Below are 15,630 nucleotides of genomic sequence, written 5' to 3' on the forward strand. Positions count from 1 at the left end.
GAGATTGATTCAGAGAAAAACAGTTCTGACTATGTGGTTGGGGCGTGCGCTTACCGTGTTTTTGCTGACCGGTGTTGCCGCTATCTTGTCAGTGCTGACCAACCGTTTAGGTCGCATTATCGATCGGTCGAGATTTTTGAATAGCGGATCGTTGCCGACTGTTAAAGCAAACCAAGCTATTCAAGCGGAGCTAAAATCCTTAAGACTGCGCGCTCGCCTTATTCATTGGGCGATTGGTCTGTGCACAACCTGCTTGCTGCTGATTTGCTCGGTCGTTGCGGTATTGTTTCTGGGGTCGTTCTTCGCTCTCGACATGGAGGCAGTTATAGCCTCGTTATTCGTTGCAGCGATGTTCTGTTTGATTATGGCGCTGCTCAATTTCATCTGTGAGATTTATCTGGCGACGGCGCATATTCGAGGCGTCCCGTAATCGGCAAATATAATTATATTTAAGGCTACATCTAACGCTGTAAGCCGCAATCCGTAGATGCAATGATTTAAGCCGGTTCGAGCGGTAGCGAGAACTGGCGTTTCCGGTAAACATCCTGATTCCCAACAAGAAGCTGTTGCCCGATGGTCTAGGATCGGATCTCTTTTTCCATTTTTTTACATTGCCCGGCATCCAGCCATCGCTCGCACCATACATTCAAAGCGGTTGCACTGTCTTTCATTAAATCAAACTCCCGCTTTGCCTCGCCCGGTTGTTCGGATGGCCACCAGCTATGTGCTGCAAACTGTTTGGCAATGTAGTTACAGGCTTTAGGTAAATCGGATTCTGTTATCACTATTTTTTTTGAATTCATAAAGTTCACCATTGCAATCAAAAAGTGGACGAAGGCAAAAATCAACATCATACCCCGATCTTATTTTTCGTCGATAACTAAACCAACCATTGCTAGATAAAATATCGATCAAAACAGTTGATGACGCTATAGAATTTAACATCGAAAAATTGCTTGAACCACTCTGCATTGTTAATGCGTCGGTAATCACGGGTGCTTAAAAACGATGCAAGCTGAGCAATGTCCGTTACCGTACAGAACTCATCTATTTTTAAGCGTAGAGTCTAAAACTGATGAGGCGAAATAGTTTATGTAGTAAACACAACCTGTTAGGAGGACGTATGGATATTCAAGTCGGCGGTTTTCTTGGTTTTATCGTGCTTGTCCTGGACATCTGGGCCATTATTAGCATCGTAAAGAGTGGCGCTACAACTGGAACACAAGTTTTATGGGTGCTTTTAATTATACTGCTGCCCGTTCTCGGGCTGATAATTTGGTGGTTTGCAGGTCCGAAAGGTGCTTAATCGACTTGCCAAATGAAGAGAGTCAACGGGGATTTGCCCCTGCATAGCTCATAGGGATGCGGGGGTGCAGTTGTAGAGCAATTTTGCGCTACAACTGCACCCTTTTTTTTAAAGATATCTTTTTACATTTGCGACTGCTCCTGCGTCGCCTAAAGCGTCTACTGTTGGTGCTCTACCTCCTGCATAACCCACAGGGATATGGGGAATGCAGAGAAATGGCGGGATCATTTCCTAATCATGCAGTCATAGCTTCGCGAAACAGGAAGCTAAAGCATCTAATACCGAACTTCCAAGTTGCGCTGGTTCCCAGGGAGCCAAAACCCACAAGTCCCAAATTTACCCGTTGAGTAACTGAACAATATAAACTACGGACGCTGTCAAACTGAGTGCGCTACGAACAGCATGAAGCCGCCCCCACTGCTCCAACAACACCCGCGTTTGATCAGATGACAGGTCTCGTCCCGGTTCCAACAGCTTATGGTTGATAGGCATGATGACAATGAATGTGAACGGAACGACCGAACCAATAAGCGTCGCTCCAACTAGCCATGAAATGCCCCCACCAAGCAACCAGGTTGAACTGCCGACAAGAAAGCTCACAATTGCCAGAGAAGCCTGCATAACCGTCGCACGCTTATAACTTGGAGCCCAAACCATTGCCGCAATTTTTGTTCCACAGCCCATGCGTGCCGGGTGCTCGACGAGATTGATGTAGATTGCGGCTCCAGTGAAAAGTGTGCCGCTTATAACAGCGATGAACTGAAGGATGGTGATCATATAGGCTCCTTTACCGAGTTCCCAAGCTTGAGTTTGGGAACTCGCGAAACAAAAATAAAGCGAAATATTCCGGACCAATCACATCAAATAAAAAATCGGGTAACGGAAAGCTATTACCCGATTTACCTGACCTTACATTTGCGATTGCAAATAATCTTGCGCTGGTTCCCAATCTGGAGATTGGGAACCCAGAAGGCGAAGCTCTCGGCAACCGTTCCTGCGTTGCTCTACCTCCTGCATCCATGTCGTAGCTTCGCGAGACGGGAAGCTAGAGCTTCTAATACCGAACTCCCAAGTTTGGGGCTTGGAAACTAGAGAAAATTCATTGCCTAGATCATTTAATGATCTTTTTCCTGTTTACGTTTCAAACTTTCAAAAATTTTCCTATTTTTGGCTAATTGATCCACCTCTGTAATTTCTGGTTCGTTATCTATATCTTCAAAATCCATCAGTAACTTACCTATTTTTTGCCATTTCTCAAAAAGGCATGTCTTCTTATGTTTACTAAACAATTCTGGATGATCGCTATCTGTCTTACTATCTTCCTGCAATTGTGTAAGTTTAATCTGAAATTCATCTACGATTGATTTATATTCATTATTCATTATTTTATTCTCTTTAAGTTGATCCTAAGGGTTGTCAATGCTGTAATGAGTATTCGCGCCCACGCCTGGACTCCCTACAACTGATCAAATCCCGCCCAGCTTCGTTACCTGTATCTATCTCTACATTTGCGACTGCAAATAATTTTCCAAACCTACTTTTTCAATCAATTCCAGCTGCGTTTCCAGCCAGTCGATATGCTCTTCTTCCGACTCCAGAATATGAGCAAAAATATCGCGCGAAACAAAATCACTTTCCTTTTCGCAATAAGCTATCGCTTCTCTCAGTAAAGGGACTGCAATTTGCTCAAGTTTTAAATCGCAGCCGAGCATTTCTTTTGTATTCTCACCGATCATCACTTTGCCAATATTTTGCACATTAGGCAGGCCTTCAAGAAAAAGAATACGCTCGATAATCTGATCGGCGTGTTTCATTTCATCAATGGATTCGTGATATTCCTTTTCGTTAAGCTTTTGAAAGCCCCAATTTTTGTACATTCTGGCATGGAGAAAATACTGGTTGATCGCTGTCAGTTCATTTTCCAGTGCTTTATTGAGGTATTCAATGACTTTGGTGTCGCCTTTCATAGTGATTTCTCTAGATTGAGTTACAGGATAGGTTGATTCATTGCTGGAGGTAAGGGTTGAACGGGCGCCATGCTTTGCTCAAGCAAAGCATTGACTTCTTCATTGCATTTCCCACAATCTTTGCCTATTCCGAAACAATGGGTTAGCTTTTTTCGCGTACACACACCGTTTTCAATAGCCGTTAAAATCTGCGAGTCGGTCACAGCTTTACAAACACATATATACATTGCTGCTCCTTTAAAAAATGACCTAACGTCTTCGCCGTTGCACTGTCTGCGGATCGACAGTGATTTGACGATAAATTTCCACCCTGTCGCCATCCTTTACCGGGGTATCCAGCGCGGCAATTTTGCCGAATATGCCCACTTTCTGGCTGGTCAGGTTTATCTCAGGATAGAGCGTCAAGACTCCGGACAAATTAATGGTTTCTTCTATGGTGCTGTTATCAGGCACTTCCAAGCGCATCCATAGTTGCCTATCGACTTCAGCGTAACAAACTCCGACGTTCATGATTACTCCTCAGCGGTCGCTGCGGTTAATACGGTTACTGATACTTTTCTTTCTTTTCTTTCTGCAATTTTTTGGTCTATCAGGCGCTTACCGACAATCAAAAAGGCCAGCATAATGAATCCGCCAGGCGGCAGCGCCATCAATAAAAAGCCTTTGTAGTTAGGAATGACGGTGACTTCCAGAAATCTGAACGATTCGCCCAGTAACACGGATGCATTGGCGAACAATGTACCCGATGCGCTTATTTCTCTTGCCGCACCGAGAGCAACCAGAACGAGAAGGAAACCCAAGCCCATCATCAAGCCGTCCCACAGCGCATGTTTTACCGGCTGCTTGGAAGCAAAAGCTTCGGCGCGGCCTAATAAGGCGCAATTGGTAACGATTAACGCAATGAACAAACCCAGCACTTTATAAAGCTCGTGCGCCCAGGCATTCATTAAAATATCGACTAAAGTCACCAGGGCTGCGATCAATAACACAAAAATCGGGATGCGGATTTCGCTGGGGATTAAATGCCGGGTCACTGAAATAAGGCCGTTAGACGCGATGATAACCACCAGCGTAGCGAGCCCCATGCCTAAGCCGTTGGTGGCTGTTCCGGTTACTGCCAGTAATGGGCAGAGCGCCAGGTTTTGCCCGAACACGATGTTATTGTTCCAAATGCCGTCCGTGGCGATTTTACGATAGGTCTCAGATAAAAACATGGCAATGCCCTCAAGGATTGATCAGTTGTTCTTGATGCGCTTTGAATAACTGCAAGCCGCGATAAATGGCCTGTACTGATTTACGCGGGGTAATCGTCGCCCCGGCAAATTGGTCGAATTCTCCGCCGTCTTTTTTAACCGCCCATTTTGCAGGCGCTAAGTTGTCCAGCGAGCGACCGACGAACTTCAATATCCAGTCCGACTTTGCAACTTCGATTTTATCGCCGAGGCCCGGAGTTTCTTTGTGGCTGAGTACGCGTACGCCCAAAATATTGCCGTCGCGGTCTATGCCCATAATCATATTGATAGCGCCGGAATAGCCGTCCGGCGCGGTAAACTTAAAACATACGGCGCTAACATTGCCGGACTTTTTGGCGATATAAACCGTGGTCTCGTTGGTGCCGATATTGTATTCGGCAGACGGAATGGTCAGCGTGTCTTGTAGCATGTCGTTGTCATAAAGAGCCGCGGGTACCACTTCTTCAAGGGATTTTTTTAAATCCTCATCAAGCCTGCGTTGAATAGTGCCCTCGGTACTGCAATTGGTGACACCCAGCAGCACACTGGCGATCAAAGCGAATCCTGCTAAAACGCCTGTTTGAAATTCCAGCTTGGGTCTAAGCTGCGCCAGGTTCGACGGTTCCAGCCAATTTTTCAGGAATTCCCGGTAAACGGCTATTTTCTCTTTCAGGCGTTCGATGGTGGCTGGGTCAATTTTCATGGCTTACGCTTCAGTTCACATACATGATAAAACTTTGTGGGAGCGGCTTTAGCCGCGCTTATCGCGGCTAAAGCCGCTCCCACAACTACACTTCCACAATTACGATTTCGGTATTTCAAGCGGCTTGCCTTTACGGTCACGTCCGTAGATCCGGGGATGAATATAATGGTCGATCAGCGGTGTCGCCGAGTTCATTAACAGCACCGCAAAACCCGCGCCCTCGGGATACGCGCCCCAAGTTCGGATAACGAAAATCAGCAGCCCGCAACCCGCGCCGAACACCATCTGACCTGGCGGCGTATTCGGCGAGGTGACATAGTCGGTGGCAATGAAAAAGGCCACACACATCATCGCGCCGGAATTCAAATGCAGCAGCGGGCTAATATAATGCTCACTATCCACGACATGAAAAACGCCGGCTAACAACGCAACCGTCAGCAATAAAGACACCGGGATCTGCCATTGAATCACGTTTTGGCGAATTAACCAGATGCCGCCCAAGCCCATCAATAGTGTCGATGTTTCGCCCAAACTGCCGCGAGACCAACCGATAAAACTAAGAAAACCGGAATAATCTTTCAGGATATCCGTTAATAAACGGTTCTGGGAAAACTCGGTTTTGATGAAGCCCAGCGTAGTCGCACCGGTATTAGCATCTATATCTTCCAAACCTGAAAAAGTAATGTGCCAACTTTCGATCAGACCCGGCGAATGCGAAAAGAACAACGGCGACACATTCGCCCATGTCGTCATTTCGATAGGGAAAGAAATCAGCAGCGCAACACGCGCCAACATAGCCGGATTGAACAGGTTTTGCCCCAATCCGCCATAAACCTGTTTGCCTAAAATAATCGCCAGTCCGGAACCGACAACGCCTATCCACCACGGAGCCCAAGGCGGCAGCGTAATGGCCAGCAGCCAGCCGGTCAGCACGGCGGAACCGTCCATAATGACGGGTTTAGCCACCCTGCCCCGAAGACGCACACATAAGGCTTCAAACACAACCGCCGATAACACGGTAATAATAAACAGGTTCAACGCGGGCCAACCAAAGCACAACAGCCCGAACGCCGTCGCAGGCGATAGCGCCAGCATGACTTGCCACATAATATGGCTGACGCTGTTATTAGCGCCTACATGTGCGCCACTGCTCGGCTTCATATGCGAAATCATACCAACGCCTCCTTCTCGGCTTTTAATCGTTCCCGCTCGGCCTTAGCCGCTATGCGAGCCAACTCCTCTTCGCGTTGTTGCTGAGCGATGCGCTCCATGCGGGCATTACGGGCATCCATCAAGCGTTTGGTTTGCTCGGATTTATGTTGTGCTTGCTGTCTGGCGACTACTTCGCCGGAAGCATATTTAAAATATTGCACCAATGGGATATTCGACGGACAGATATAAGAGCAGCAACCGCAACTGATACAGTCTTTCAAGCCTAAATCCACCGCCGTATCCAGCTGGTTAATACGGATGTTGTTCGCCATATCCAAAGGCCGCAATCCCGCAGGGCAAACGCTGACACAACTGGCGCAACGGATACAGGGCTGTTCCTCGGTGTTTTTAAGTTCGCTTTGGTTCAATGCCAGGATGCCGCTGGTGGCTTTAACGGTAGGCAAACTGACATGCGGTAACGAATCGCCCATCATCGGGCCGCCCATAACGATGCGAGCGATTTCATCCGATTTCACCTCGCAAAAGTCGAACAGCTCAGAGATCAAGGTGCCGAACGGGACTTCTACATTCATCGGGCGTTTCACTGCGCCGCCCGCTACAGTGACAACACGGCCAAGCAAAGGTTGTCCAAGGCGGATCGCTTTATGGACCGCATAAGCGGTACCGACATTATGGATGGTCACGCCGATTTCCGATGAGCGGCAGCCGACCGGGACTTCTTTACCGGTGACATAACGGATCAACTGCCGGTCCCATCCCATCGGGTAGCGGGTAGGGATTTGCATGACCTTAATCTGCGCATAGGGTTCGGCTGCGGCAAGCATCGCCTGATAAGCCTGCGGTTTGTTGTCTTCAATCGCCACCACCGCATTATCAGTTTCCATGCCGTGCAGCATCAGGCGCACACCGTCGATAATCTGCTCGGCGCGCTCCTGCATCAATCTGTCATCGCAGCATAAATAAGGCTCACATTCCGAGCCGTTTATAATCAGCGTATCGACATGGTTTTCGCGCCCCATGTTGAGTTTGACCGCCGTTGGAAAAGTTGCGCCGCCTAAGCCGACAATACCCGCAGCACCGACACGAAAACTGATTTCTTCAGGATTTAACGCAAACGGGTCGTCTACAATTTGTGTTGCTATCCATTCGTCTTTGCCATCCGTTTCCAGCACAATAGTTCGAATAGGCAACGCTGACGGGTGCGGTGCAGGATAATCGTTCACATCAATGATAATGCCTGAACTGGGAGCATGCACCGGTGCGGAAATCAGGCCTTGGCTGTAGGCTAATAACTGCCCTTTCAGCACTTTTTCACCGACCTTGATCACCGGCTCTGCGGGCTTGCCGACGTGTTGTTGCAGCGGAATATACAGTTTTTTCGGCAGCGGAAAATTGTTGGCTATCGGCAATGCGACAGTCGCGGTTTTATGCTCCTCTGTATGAACGCCGCCACGAATACGCGGTTTTTTAAAAAGACTTAACATACAGCATTACTCCCTGTTCCTATGCCTTGCACCGGAACATTCAGAGGTTTGGCCCAGCGCCAGTTACGCAAAGTAACCTCAATCGGGTGCATTTGCAGGCATTCGGTCGGACAGACATCGACACATTTCTTGCAGGCTATGCAAGCATCGGCAACGACCGCGTGAATTTGCTTGGGCGCACCGACAATGGCATCGGTAGGACAGACTTTAAAACAGCGGGTACAACCTGTGCAGGTCGCTTCACTGACCCTGGCAACCAGCAGTTCGGGCTCTTTTACATCACTTAAGTCCAGATCCAAACCCAATAAAGCGGCGATTTGTTCGGCCAGAGCGCTACCGCCCGGAGGACACATCGTTGCAGGCGCCTTACCTTCGGCCAATGCTTCGGCGGCAGGCCGGCAACCCGGAAAGCCGCACTGGCCGCATTGGGAACCGGGCAACAAGGCTTCCAATTCATCGACAATCGGGCTGCTTTCAACCTTTAAATACCGGGCTGCAATGCCCAGCAGCAAGCCTAGAAACAATCCTAATAAGGTTAAACTTACAATGGCGGATAAAACATACATAGCTTATTTCCTGTAAATTATTTACTGTAAAGCCCTGCAAAACCCATAAATGCAAGCGATAAAATACCGGCGGTAATAAACGCAATCGGCGTACCTGCAAAGAGCGGAGGAACAGTCATTAACGCCAAGCGCTCGCGCAAACCCGCAAAAAGCACCATAACCAGGGTAAACCCGAGTGCAGAACCGAAACCGAAAATCATACTTTGCATAAAACCGTATTGCTCTTGCACATTGAGCAAGGCCACGCCCAAAACCGCGCAATTAGTCGTAATCAGCGGCAGGAAAATACCCAATATCTGATACAGCACCGGACTGGTCTTATGCACAACCATTTCGGTGAACTGCACCACGGCCGCAATGACTAGGATAAAAGCGAGTATCCGTAAAAACTGGATATTGAAAGGCGCTAAAATAAAGTGTTCCAGCATCCAGCTGGTCATCGCGGCCAAGGTCAATACAAAGGTTGTCGCCAACCCCATACTCAATGCCGAGTCCAGTTTTTTCGAGACGCCCATAAACGGACACAAGCCAAGAAATTTAACCAGAACCACGTTGTTGACCAGAGCCGTGCCTAATAAAAGAAGAAGATATTCACTCACTGTTTTTTCCAGGCTGTTTGAAGGGCTATTCTGTTTATCAGACTCAAAGCATCAATTATGCCAATTCGAAAAATGTGCTGACGCAGCAAGTTTGTGGCCCGGATACCCTGTAAAAAACCGCCCAAATCAGTGCATCAAAACTGTTACAAGTGATACATATCTACATCGATAGAAATGTTTTGTCGTAAACCTTACAAAGTCTTATCATTCATCAACCCGCTTGCTTTAAGACATGGCGTTACAAACAAGGTTGAGCCATGACAGCTTGAGATATAAGCAAGACAAAGCATTAATGTTGGCGCTATATTTGCTAGATAAACTCAATAAAGCCATCATAAAGTACTCTCACCCCGGCCATAACCTATGAAAAAAACTTCATTGCGATTTTTACAAACGCATACCAACATGGCGAACGTCATCGGCGAACTTGCACCTGATTTATTTGGTGAAGGCTATGGTGACAAGATGCTGTACAGCTTGTTTGCCGAAACCGTTGAACAAGTGCCGATAGCCATTTCCATTACCGACAAAAAAGCCAAAATTCTTTATGTTAATCAAGAGTTTTGCAGAGTGACAGGTTATCGGCCTGAAGATATTCTGGGTGAAAACGAATCCCTATTATCGGACAAACGCACACCCAAAGAGGTCTATCATAATTTATGGCGTACCATCAGCAGCAAGAAAATATGGCGCGGAACCTTATGCAACCGGCATAAATCCGGTCAGCGTTATCTCTCTGATTTGACCATTGCCCCGATGTTGAACGAAACCGGTGCAATCACTCATTACATTGGTATGCATAGGGATATTACCCAGCCTTATGAATCGGAAAAAAAGGTCATCAACCAAAAGCTATTGATTGAATCGGTCATTAATTCATCGCCTATCGCGATGGTGGTACTGGATGATCAGGACAAGGTTATTTTGGATAACCATAACTATAAAGCCCTGGTCAGCGACCTAGACAAAGGCGAACCTGCAACTTATTTCTTAACATTGCTGCGCGAGGAAATGGGCGATTTATGGTCTGAGTTGCAAAGCAAGGAGCAAGGTTTTAATAACCGTGAATTTAAAGTAGAAAGCAAAGACAACTTGAGAACCCGCTGGTTTTCTTGCGCCGGAAACTGGTTCGTAGAAAATGAAGTTAATGTCGATGCCTTTTTCGAGAATGTATCGAAACAGTATCTGATACTGACATTAACAGACATAACCCGGCAACGCAGGCAAATGGAAGAGCTACATATCCAGACATTAAAAACCGTGATGTCTGAGGATGAGCGGGTGCGCGGCATAAGAGAAACATTGCTGGGCGCAATGCACCAAATACAAATGCCGATGAACCAAATCAGGGCGGCCGAGCAAATCTTAAAGCATAGACGGGATGATCAACATGCCGGCCTATTACAAATCCTGCAACAAATTCAGCAGTCCGGCGAAGAAGCGGTTGCGACCATGCAAAAATGCATTCCCGAGATTCTGCAAGCCGCCGTTATTCCTGTAAACATCAATCAGCTTCTGCATGAAGTGCTGTTACTCAGCAACCAACGGATTTGTAGTAACGACATAGAAGTGCATTGGCAACCCAAGTCAAAACTGCCAACCATGCTCGGTTCCGAAAACCGCCTGCGTATATTATTCAAGCAATTGATAGACAATGCGATTGACGCTATTTGCGAACCGGGCGGCACGGAACAGCGGCTTAAGATTACGACCGATACCGATGCCGATTTGATTTATGTCAGCATTGAAGACAGCGGCGCCGGTATTCCGGTTGAAAAACGCGCAAAAGTATTCGAACCTTTTTATACCACGCGCACCATGGGCGGCAATCAAGCCGGAATGGGACTGGTGATGGCAAAGGAAATTGTCAACCAGCATCACGGCTTTATTGAAATAGACCCGGATTATGACCAAGGATGCCGGTTTAAGATCAGTTTTCCTCTGCATAGACAGATATTTAAAGGGGTAGGTAATGACTGAGCGTATACAACTGATCGAAGCTGAACTTGATACTTTGTATATCATCAGCCAAGTGCTCAACAGCACTCACGATTTGCACGCTAAATTACAAGCGGTATTGGAGATACTGCACAAACGGTCCGGCATGCGGTCCGGCATGATAACGCTGCGGGAAATCGAAAGTAACAGCATGATTGTCAGCGTTGTCCACACCAACGGCGGCGGTAAATTTACCGAGCCGGTCCGGTACAATCCCGGCGAAGGCCTGATGGGAGCCATACTGGACGAAGGCAGCACCATCGTCATTGAAAAAGTATCCGAAGAACCGCGTTTTTTAGGCCGTTTGGGTTTGTACGATCCCGAACTGCCTTTTATCGGCTCGCCTATCTATATAGAAGAAGGCGACACCATCGGCGTACTCGCCGCCCAGCCGGATAACAGCCAATTTCTGGGCGAGCGCGCCCGCTTCATGGAGATGATCGCCAACCTGATTGCGCAAAGCGTCAAAATGTTGCGGGTCATCGAACGCAAACAGCGCCATCTGCTCAGCGAACGCGATCAACTTAAACAAGCATTGATCAAGAACTACAGCTTTGAAAACATCATCGGCCACTCGCCGCCGATGTTGAAAGTGTTCGACCTGATACGCCAAGTTGCAAAATGGAACACCACGGTATTAATCCGGGGCGAATCAGGCACCGGTAAAGAAGTGGTCGCCAATGCGATTCACTTTAACTCCGGCTGTGCCAGCGGACCTTTTTTAAAACTGAATTGCGCCGCCCTGCCCGACACCTTATTGGAGTCCGAACTGTTCGGCCACGAAAAAGGCGCGTTCAGCGGCGCGGTCAGCCAGCGCAAAGGCCGTTTTGAACTGGCCGATAACGGCACCCTGTTTCTCGATGAAATCGGCGAAATTTCCGCCTCGTTCCAGGCCAAACTGCTGCGCGTATTGCAGGAAGGCGAATTCGAACGGGTCGGCGGAACCCAGACCATCAAAGTCAATGTCCGCATCATTGCCGCAACCAATCGCGATCTTGAAGAAGAAGTGACTAAAGGCGAGTTCAGGGAAGATTTGTATTACCGTCTTAATGTCATGCCGGTCCAGATGCCGGCCTTACGCGACAGGACTGAGGATATTCCGGAGTTATCCGAATTCCTGCTCGGCAGGATTTCGCAGCAACAAGGCGGACGACCGCTGGAAATCAAGGAAAGCGCGATACGCATATTGATGAAGCACAGCTGGCCCGGCAACGTCCGCGAACTGGCAAACCGGCTGGAGCGCGCCGCCATCATGAGCCCAAACGGCATCATCGATCGCGACGTGATGGTCAGCACCGGCCTTGAAGACGAAATAGGCACCGCTATCAGTCATAAACCGCAAAAAGCGCCTGCGATTGATTTTAACGATGAAAACATGGATGACCGTGAGCGGGTCATTGCCGCGTTGGAGCAAAGCGGCTGGGTACAAGCCAAAGCCGCCCGCCTGCTGAATATGACGCCAAGGCAAATCGCTTACCGGATTTTGACTTTGGATATTACTATGAAGCAAATTTAACTAATTTGGAGCCGCAATGACTATTTTATATGTGCAACACGATTATGCCGTCTTTGGCTTTGGTGAAACCCGGCAAGAAGCCATCGCAATGGCAACGCAATGGTTAAAAGATGAAAACGGCAAACAAGGCTGCTCGGTTGAATATGCAGAAAGCTTATTGGTCACATCGCCCAAACCCGGACAAATGACGCTCTACCAAACCGATGAACACATCCCCGGCGATGCGGAAAACTGGGGCGGTGAAGAGCTTTTGGATTGGTATCATGATGTGGCTTGATGTGGCTTGATGGGGTTGTTTTAATGTCTTGTAAGCTGCCTGTGCGGCAGTGAACACCGAATTCAATCCGGTTTAACTCACCTCCTTTTTCTAAGCTGCCTGTGCGGCAGTGAACCACGACCGGAACTGGCCGCATCCTGAAAGGTATTTCTAAGCTGCCTGTGCGGCAGTGAACATTTACGACGCAGTTTCTGGCGGAAACTTGCTTTTCTAAGCTGCCTGTGCGGCAGTGAACGAAAAGTTCCGATGGTAGCGTTGATAAATGCTTTTCTAAGCTGCCTGTGCGGCAGTGAACGTCTCTATGGCTCAGTAAAGCCCGTCATTACATTTCTAAGCTGCCTGTGCGGCAGTGAACGCTACCCAAGACCAGGGCGCAGAAATACAACATTTCTAAGCTGCCTGTGCGGCAGTGAACTAACTTTGGCAGGTAAGTTTCCCCGGCCTCATTTTCTAAGCTGCCTGTGCGGCAGTGAACAAATCCATATCCTGACAGTGCATCTGGAATAGTTTCTAAGCTGCCTGTGCGGCAGTGAACGTTAGTCAAACTGGTCTATTGGGATCTGTTCATTTCTAAGCTGCCTGTGCGGCAGTGAACGCTGGGACGGGTAAAACTTTTATCCTCAGTGATTTCTAAGCTGCCTGTGCGGCAGTGAACAAATCGGCAGCTGATGCGGCCAACACGGCGCTTTTCTAAGCTGCCTGTGCGGCAGTGAACCAGTTCGTTTTGAATCAATAATATTTCCGTCTTTTCTAAGCTGCCTGTGCGGCAGTGAACTGGCCCTGCATTAGGTGGAACTGTATTAACAGTTTCTAAGCTGCCTGTGCGGCAGTGAACACCGGCTCCCTACATTACGACCACATAATTATTTTCTAAGCTGCCTGTGCGGCAGTGAACAATGGCCGTGCCGCTTTATTGTTCTCGCGGTCTTTCTAAGCTGCCTGTGCGGCAGTGAACTTATTTGCAAATAACGCATATAGATAATGATTTTTCTAAGCTGCCTGTGCGGCAGTGAACTTTGTTTAACGGTGGATTTCCTAATCCATTTGTTTCTAAGCTGCCTGTGCGGCAGTGAACATTGAGATTCAGCATAAACACGAATGCCGTCGTTTCTAAGCTGCCTGTGCGGCAGTGAACGATTAGAATTCGCTGGCCTTTGCTGTCCTGCTTTTCTAAGCTGCCTGTGCGGCAGTGAACTTAAGCGCATCATCAATTTTTTTCTGATTGGCTTTCTAAGCTGCCTGTGCGGCAGTGAACCAAAATGCCGGTCATGCCGCCAATGCGCCAACTTTCTAAGCTGCCTGTGCGGCAGTGAACATCAACATCACTTTATTGAGCATATTTTAATCTTTCTAAGCTGCCTGTGCGGCAGTGAACAGACGTGGGGAAATGCGTCATTATTTGATTTCTTTCTAAGCTGCCTGTGCGGCAGTGAACGAATATTTGCATACCACGCGGCTGTTGCGGTTTTTCTAAGCTGCCTGTGCGGCAGTGAACTGCGCGATGCGATTAATTCCGCTGTTATTCAATTTCTAAGCTGCCTGTGCGGCAGTGAACTCAACAAATAGCCTGGCTCTACATCCCGGACATTTCTAAGCTGCCTGTGCGGCAGTGAACCTGCAGCGGATTATTTAAACGCCGTGATTTCTTTTCTAAGCTGCCTGTGCGGCAGTGAACGTCCTACCAAGCGATGCCGTCATTCTTAAAGTTTTCTAAGCTGCCTGTGCGGCAGTGAACGGAATCAGAATATCCCAGGCCGACGAGGTGACTTTCTAAGCTGCCTGTGCGGCAGTGAACTATGTCGGCGACCTTAACCGCGACATCCTGGATTTCTAAGCTGCCTGTGCGGCAGTGAACGCTACTGGTGTGGATTTTTGCAACTGAATCATTTTCTAAGCTGCCTGTGCGGCAGTGAACATGGTGGTCGGGCCTACGGTATCCGATTTAATTTTTCTAAGCTGCCTGTGCGGCAGTGAACCAGCACCCGCCAACTCACATTCAAAGCTGAGTTTTCTAAGCTGCCTGTGCGGCAGTGAACCTCCTCAGCACCGGTAAGTTCATTTTTACACCATTTCTAAGCTGCCTGTGCGGCAGTGAACTGTAAATATGCTCGGGAATTAACTAACACATCAATAGCTTAGGTAAGTTTAGCGGTTTTTACCAAGCAAAAACCCGCTAACTCCAAGATATTGATTCTTCTAAGTTTTTAAAAAGCGCAACCAAGCAATGGTTAAAAAACGGGAACGCTGCTTTGCCGGCTCAATCCATACGCGTTAAAGCCCTCGCTGACGGGTTCCGAAACTTCAACATAGCCTATAAACAATCGAAAGCGCTCGCCGCTGCTTTGGCTTTTAACCCAGATATAAGGAGCGTCGCTGCGTTGCTCCGGCGTGTTTTCAAGTGCGGCAAGGGCTTGTTCAATGCCGGTGTTTTCCCGCTTGGCTTTACGCCTTGCCAATCTTGCGTTACTGCTTTTAGGTTGAATCCGGTAGTAACAGGCGTGGTTTTGGATACGCTCGGGAACATTGCGGATGCCGGTTATATGCGCATAATCGCTCAGGCGGTTCAGCCATTGTTGGGCATTAAAGCGCTGAAGCAGGTCTTCGGTTTCGGCCAGCAGCCGCAACTTGTTACCGAGCTGGTGCTTGTCTGCGCTGTAGGCGGGCAAGGCGATACCGATAGGCAAATTGCCGTTATCGTCCTGCATTTCAACCAAGCCCAAATGAATCTGCCGGTAGACTTTTTCCCAAACAAAATGCAAACCGATTTCGGTATCCGGCAGCAACGTGATGTCCTGATAATGGTTCATGG

At 48.2% G+C, this 15,630-nt stretch carries 18 protein-coding genes and 1 CRISPR repeat array; of the genes, 5 read left to right on the plus strand and 13 right to left on the minus strand.

From position 1 onward, the window contains the following. Nucleotides 1-430: DUF2721 domain-containing protein (locus tag V7051_RS13045; protein WP_333875579.1), on the plus strand; the 430-nt coding region annotated here is incomplete at its 5' end. Between the two features lie 148 nt (nt 431-578). On the opposite strand, the gene V7051_RS13050 is transcribed toward V7051_RS13045, so the two are convergent. Continuing rightward, the gene (locus tag V7051_RS13050) at nt 579-803 is read right to left on the minus strand and encodes a hypothetical protein (RefSeq protein ID WP_333875577.1); all 225 of its coding nucleotides are present in this window, start codon (nt 801-803) and stop codon (nt 579-581) included. A 320-nt stretch (nt 804-1,123) separates the two neighbouring features. Here V7051_RS13050 and V7051_RS13055 point away from each other — a divergent pair, with 320 nt between their 5' ends. After that, nucleotides 1,124-1,306 (plus strand): PLDc N-terminal domain-containing protein, encoded by a 183-nt coding sequence (locus tag V7051_RS13055; protein WP_333875576.1) that lies wholly within the window; start codon nt 1,124-1,126, stop codon nt 1,304-1,306. 336 nt (nt 1,307-1,642) lie between these two features. Here V7051_RS13055 and V7051_RS13060 read toward each other — a convergent pair whose 3' ends face one another. From V7051_RS13060 to rsxA, 11 genes are all read right to left on the minus strand, one after another. Then, a complete protein-coding gene (locus tag V7051_RS13060; RefSeq protein WP_333875574.1) occupies nt 1,643-2,083 on the minus strand; it encodes a DUF1772 domain-containing protein in 441 nt (146 codons plus the stop codon). A 338-nt stretch (nt 2,084-2,421) separates the two neighbouring features. Further along, nucleotides 2,422-2,688, minus strand: coding sequence for a hypothetical protein (locus V7051_RS13065; protein WP_333875572.1), 267 nt, complete (start codon nt 2,686-2,688; stop codon nt 2,422-2,424). A gap of 120 nt (nt 2,689-2,808) precedes the next feature. Further along, nucleotides 2,809-3,273, minus strand: a complete 465-nt coding sequence (gene bfr / locus V7051_RS13070; protein WP_333875570.1) for a bacterioferritin — start codon at nt 3,271-3,273, stop codon at nt 2,809-2,811. Between the two features lie 20 nt (nt 3,274-3,293). Beyond that, entirely contained in the window at nt 3,294-3,593 is a 300-nt protein-coding gene (locus tag V7051_RS13075; protein WP_334168746.1) for a (2Fe-2S)-binding protein, read from the minus strand. Further along, complete coding sequence (locus tag V7051_RS13080; RefSeq protein WP_333875566.1) at nt 3,523-3,783, minus strand: RnfH family protein; 261 nt, start codon at nt 3,781-3,783, stop codon at nt 3,523-3,525. Before V7051_RS13080 ends, V7051_RS13075 begins: the two co-directional genes overlap by 71 nt. A 2-nt stretch (nt 3,784-3,785) precedes the next feature. After that, nucleotides 3,786-4,487 carry an electron transport complex subunit E gene (locus tag V7051_RS13085; RefSeq protein ID WP_333875564.1) on the minus strand — a complete coding sequence of 234 codons (702 nt, stop codon included), beginning with the start codon at nt 4,485-4,487 and terminating at the stop codon, nt 3,786-3,788. Between the two features lie 10 nt (nt 4,488-4,497). After that, a complete protein-coding gene (rsxG, locus tag V7051_RS13090; RefSeq protein ID WP_333875562.1) occupies nt 4,498-5,208 on the minus strand; it encodes an electron transport complex subunit RsxG in 711 nt (236 codons plus the stop codon). Between the two features lie 99 nt (nt 5,209-5,307). Then, on the minus strand, nt 5,308-6,381 hold the full coding sequence (locus V7051_RS13095; RefSeq protein ID WP_333875560.1) for an RnfABCDGE type electron transport complex subunit D: 1,074 nt from the start codon (nt 6,379-6,381) through the stop codon (nt 5,308-5,310). Further along, nucleotides 6,378-7,865, minus strand: coding sequence for an electron transport complex subunit RsxC (gene rsxC, locus V7051_RS13100; RefSeq protein WP_333875558.1), 1,488 nt, complete (start codon nt 7,863-7,865; stop codon nt 6,378-6,380). Before rsxC ends, V7051_RS13095 begins: the two co-directional genes overlap by 4 nt. After that, nucleotides 7,859-8,431 carry an electron transport complex subunit RsxB gene (rsxB, locus tag V7051_RS13105; protein WP_333875557.1) on the minus strand — a complete coding sequence of 191 codons (573 nt, stop codon included), beginning with the start codon at nt 8,429-8,431 and terminating at the stop codon, nt 7,859-7,861. Before rsxB ends, rsxC begins: the two co-directional genes overlap by 7 nt. 17 nt (nt 8,432-8,448) lie before the next feature. Next, nucleotides 8,449-9,030, minus strand: coding sequence for an electron transport complex subunit RsxA (gene rsxA / locus V7051_RS13110; RefSeq protein WP_333875555.1), 582 nt, complete (start codon nt 9,028-9,030; stop codon nt 8,449-8,451). 363 nt (nt 9,031-9,393) lie between these two features. Between rsxA and nifL the strand changes: the two genes are divergently transcribed. From nifL to V7051_RS13125, 3 genes are read left to right on the plus strand one after another with little or no spacing between them, the layout of a single operon-like run. Continuing rightward, nucleotides 9,394-11,010: a nitrogen fixation negative regulator NifL gene (gene nifL, locus V7051_RS13115; protein ID WP_333875553.1), complete on the plus strand. Its 1,617-nt coding sequence runs from the start codon at nt 9,394-9,396 to the stop codon at nt 11,008-11,010. After that, the gene (gene nifA, locus V7051_RS13120) at nt 11,003-12,544 is read left to right on the plus strand and encodes a nif-specific transcriptional activator NifA (RefSeq protein ID WP_333875551.1); all 1,542 of its coding nucleotides are present in this window, start codon (nt 11,003-11,005) and stop codon (nt 12,542-12,544) included. The genes nifL and nifA overlap by 8 nt, the downstream gene beginning before the upstream one ends. A gap of 16 nt (nt 12,545-12,560) precedes the next feature. Next, the gene (locus V7051_RS13125; RefSeq protein WP_333875550.1) at nt 12,561-12,821 is read left to right on the plus strand and encodes a hypothetical protein; all 261 of its coding nucleotides are present in this window, start codon (nt 12,561-12,563) and stop codon (nt 12,819-12,821) included. A gap of 27 nt (nt 12,822-12,848) precedes the next feature. Then, nucleotides 12,849-14,918: a CRISPR direct-repeat array (repeat unit 28 nt; unit sequence TTTCTAAGCTGCCTGTGCGGCAGTGAAC). A gap of 131 nt (nt 14,919-15,049) precedes the next feature. On the opposite strand, the gene cas6f is transcribed toward V7051_RS13125, so the two are convergent. Beyond that, nucleotides 15,050-15,628 carry a type I-F CRISPR-associated endoribonuclease Cas6/Csy4 gene (cas6f, locus tag V7051_RS13130; protein ID WP_333875548.1) on the minus strand — a complete coding sequence of 193 codons (579 nt, stop codon included), beginning with the start codon at nt 15,626-15,628 and terminating at the stop codon, nt 15,050-15,052. Between the last annotated feature and the right edge of the window lie 2 nt (nt 15,629-15,630).

The sequence above is a fragment of the Methylobacter sp. genome, from assembly GCF_036845245.1.
Taxonomy (GTDB): Bacteria; Pseudomonadota; Gammaproteobacteria; order Methylococcales; family Methylomonadaceae; genus Methylobacter_A.

Excerpts from the sequence above, each read along its gene's own strand:
- V7051_RS13050 (WP_333875577.1), bottom strand. The coding sequence starts at position 803 with ATGAATTCAAAAAAAATAGTGATAACAGAATCCGATTTACCTAAAGCC.
- V7051_RS13055 (WP_333875576.1), top strand. The coding sequence starts at position 1,124 with ATGGATATTCAAGTCGGCGGTTTTCTTGGTTTTATCGTGCTTGTCCTG.
- V7051_RS13060 (WP_333875574.1), bottom strand. The coding sequence starts at position 2,083 with ATGATCACCATCCTTCAGTTCATCGCTGTTATAAGCGGCACACTTTTC.
- V7051_RS13065 (WP_333875572.1), bottom strand. The coding sequence starts at position 2,688 with ATGAATAATGAATATAAATCAATCGTAGATGAATTTCAGATTAAACTT.
- bfr (WP_333875570.1), bottom strand. The coding sequence starts at position 3,273 with ATGAAAGGCGACACCAAAGTCATTGAATACCTCAATAAAGCACTGGAA.
- V7051_RS13075 (WP_334168746.1), bottom strand. The coding sequence starts at position 3,593 with ATGGCGACAGGGTGGAAATTTATCGTCAAATCACTGTCGATCCGCAGA.
- V7051_RS13080 (WP_333875566.1), bottom strand. The coding sequence starts at position 3,783 with ATGAACGTCGGAGTTTGTTACGCTGAAGTCGATAGGCAACTATGGATG.
- V7051_RS13085 (WP_333875564.1), bottom strand. The coding sequence starts at position 4,487 with ATGTTTTTATCTGAGACCTATCGTAAAATCGCCACGGACGGCATTTGG.
- rsxG (WP_333875562.1), bottom strand. The coding sequence starts at position 5,208 with ATGAAAATTGACCCAGCCACCATCGAACGCCTGAAAGAGAAAATAGCC.
- V7051_RS13095 (WP_333875560.1), bottom strand. The coding sequence starts at position 6,381 with ATGATTTCGCATATGAAGCCGAGCAGTGGCGCACATGTAGGCGCTAAT.
- rsxC (WP_333875558.1), bottom strand. The coding sequence starts at position 7,865 with ATGTTAAGTCTTTTTAAAAAACCGCGTATTCGTGGCGGCGTTCATACA.
- rsxB (WP_333875557.1), bottom strand. The coding sequence starts at position 8,431 with ATGTATGTTTTATCCGCCATTGTAAGTTTAACCTTATTAGGATTGTTT.
- nifL (WP_333875553.1), top strand. The coding sequence starts at position 9,394 with ATGAAAAAAACTTCATTGCGATTTTTACAAACGCATACCAACATGGCG.
- nifA (WP_333875551.1), top strand. The coding sequence starts at position 11,003 with ATGACTGAGCGTATACAACTGATCGAAGCTGAACTTGATACTTTGTAT.
- V7051_RS13125 (WP_333875550.1), top strand. The coding sequence starts at position 12,561 with ATGACTATTTTATATGTGCAACACGATTATGCCGTCTTTGGCTTTGGT.
- cas6f (WP_333875548.1), bottom strand. The coding sequence starts at position 15,628 with ATGAACCATTATCAGGACATCACGTTGCTGCCGGATACCGAAATCGGT.